The following is a 2,180-nucleotide window of genomic DNA, read 5'->3' as shown; positions in this document are numbered from 1 at the left end:
CGTCGGGGCTGCGCAGGGCCGCCGGGTCGATTCCCAATTCGGCGGCCAGCGGCTCGTTGAGAACCAGCAGGCGCGGGTCGGGGGCCTCCTGCGCCCGCCAGGGGACGGCCAACTCCGCAAGCTCGCGGGCGAAGCGGCCATCAAACGCGAGGGTTGATTGTGCTGAAGCACTCATCCCCCAAGAATAACTAGGACACCGCGGGCGGCGTCACCCCAGCCGGCAGATGCCCGGGAACTGCAAAGGAAAGACCACGATGAGCACGCACATCCACAGCATCCTGAACCGGGCCGGAGAAGAGATGGTGTACATCGGACCGGACCACCCTTCCTACGAACTGCTCGCCGGGCTGGTGGCTTCCGTGCACCAAGCCTGGCAGGAAGGCTACGACCAGGGCCGCAGCGGCGGCACGGACGAAAACCCGTACCGCGGCTACTAATGCGGCGGCGCCAGCCGGAAAATAGGGCGCACCTACCCCTAGCACTCCCCCCGTGGATAGGCAAAGCTGAAGGCAGGGGAAACTGGCGCCACCACACTCTTCTGGTTGTCGCCTTCAGCCGGCCGGGGGCGCCGACGCTGAAGAACGTCGCTCCTGCAGTTCCGGCATGGGGCCGGAACGGTCAAAACACAGAGAGGTGTTTCGAGATGACTGACGTAGCAAGCACTACCGGCGAAACCGGCCAGGTCACCACCGGGCTCTATATCGGCGGCGAAGTCCGGGACTCCGGCGAAAAATACGCGGTAGCGGACCCCGGCAAGCCCGGTTCAGTGGTCGGCTACGCGGCGGCCGCCACCCGGCAGGATGTGGCCGACGCCGTCGCCGCCGCGAAGTCCGCCTTCCCCGCGTGGGCGGCGCTCGGCGCCAAGGAACGCGCCGCCCAGCTCGGCGCGGCCATCGAAGGCATCGCCGATCTCCGCGACGAGGACGCGGCGATCCTGTCGCAGGAAAACGGCAAGATCCGCATGGAGGCCTGGGTGGACGCCCTGGTCTTCGAGATCCGCTTCCAGCTCGCCCTCGCCCTCGCGGACGAGGTGGACCAGGGCAAGGTCCTGGAACCGGCTCCGGGCATCCCGGTAACCACCTCCGTGGCGTACCAGCCGCTGGGCGTGGTCACGGTGATTGTTCCGTTCAACTGGCCCATCGCCATCCTCGGCGCCTCGCTGCCGCACGCCCTGCTGGCGGGCAACACCGCGATCGTGAAGCCGCCGCCCACCACCCCGCTGGCAATCACCCGGGTAGTGCAGCGCGTGGCGGAAAAGCTGCCGCCGGGGGTGCTGAATATTGTCACCGGCCAGGACAGCGAGATGGGCGGCCTGATCCAGAACGACGACGTGGCGATGGTCTGTTTCACCGGCAGCGTGGGCGGCGGCAAGAAGATGATGGAGATGGCGTCCAAGAGCCTGACCCGGGTCACCTTGGAGCTCGGCGGCAACGACCCGGCGGTGGTCCTCGAAGACGCCGTCCTGGACGACACGCACCTGGACCGGCTGTATGCCGCGGTCTTCGACACGACCGGGCAAATCTGCATGGCCGCCAAGCGCATCTATGTGCACCGCTCCCGGCTGGAGGAACTGGTCGCCGGGCTGTCCGAGAGGCTGGAGAAGGCCGTCGTCGGCTACGGCCTGGACGAGGGCACCACCATGGGCCCGCTGCACCAGCCCGCGCAGAAGACCTTCGTCGAAGAACTCATCGCAGAGGCGAAGGCCGCCGGCGCCGACGTCCGCGAATTCGGGGAACTGCCGGCGGACCCGGAGCTGCAGGGCGGCAACTTCCTGCGGCCGGCGTTGGTGGTCGATCCGGACCCGCAGCTGCGCGTGGTCACGCAGGAACAGTTTGGTCCGGTCATCCCGATTCTCCCCTTCGACACCGAAGAGGAAGCACTGGCCCTGGCCAACGACACCTGGGCCGGCCTCTGCGGCTCGGTGTGGACCGCGGACACGGACAAGGCCAACGCCGTCGGCTCGCAACTGGTCTGCGGCTACGTTTGGGTCAACGACCACGGCGCGACCCGCCTGGACCTCCGGGCGCCGTTCGGCGGCATGAAGCACTCGGGCTTCGGCCGGGAACAGGGCATCGAAGGCATCCGCGCGTTCCAGGACACCCGCGCCATCGCCCACCTGGACGAGGCGGCGGCCGCCGCAGGCCACTAACTACGACGACGGCGGGCGGGCTGACCGCGGC

General features: G+C 68.3%; 2 protein-coding genes. Both read left to right on the top strand.

The window, feature by feature from the left end; genetic code table 11:
• Window positions 1–254 precede the first annotated feature (254 nt).
• Window positions 255–437 carry a hypothetical protein gene (locus AC5RV2_RS17280; protein WP_493977043.1) on the top strand — a complete coding sequence of 61 codons (183 nt, stop codon included), beginning with the start codon at window positions 255–257 and terminating at the stop codon, window positions 435–437.
• Window positions 438–643: 206 nt separating this feature from the next.
• The gene (locus tag AC5RV2_RS17275) at window positions 644–2,149 is read left to right on the top strand and encodes an aldehyde dehydrogenase family protein (RefSeq protein WP_494093357.1); all 1,506 of its coding nucleotides are present in this window, start codon (window positions 644–646) and stop codon (window positions 2,147–2,149) included.
• Window positions 2,150–2,180 lie beyond the last annotated feature (31 nt).

Source organism: Arthrobacter sp. Y3225116, from assembly GCF_059091245.1.
This window is presented reverse-complemented; position numbering and strand designations above follow the sequence as displayed.

Coding starts and splice junctions, on each gene's coding strand:
- AC5RV2_RS17280 (WP_493977043.1), top strand. CDS start 255: ATGAGCACGCACATCCACAGCATCCTGAACCGGGCCGGAGAAGAGATG.
- AC5RV2_RS17275 (WP_494093357.1), top strand. CDS start 644: ATGACTGACGTAGCAAGCACTACCGGCGAAACCGGCCAGGTCACCACC.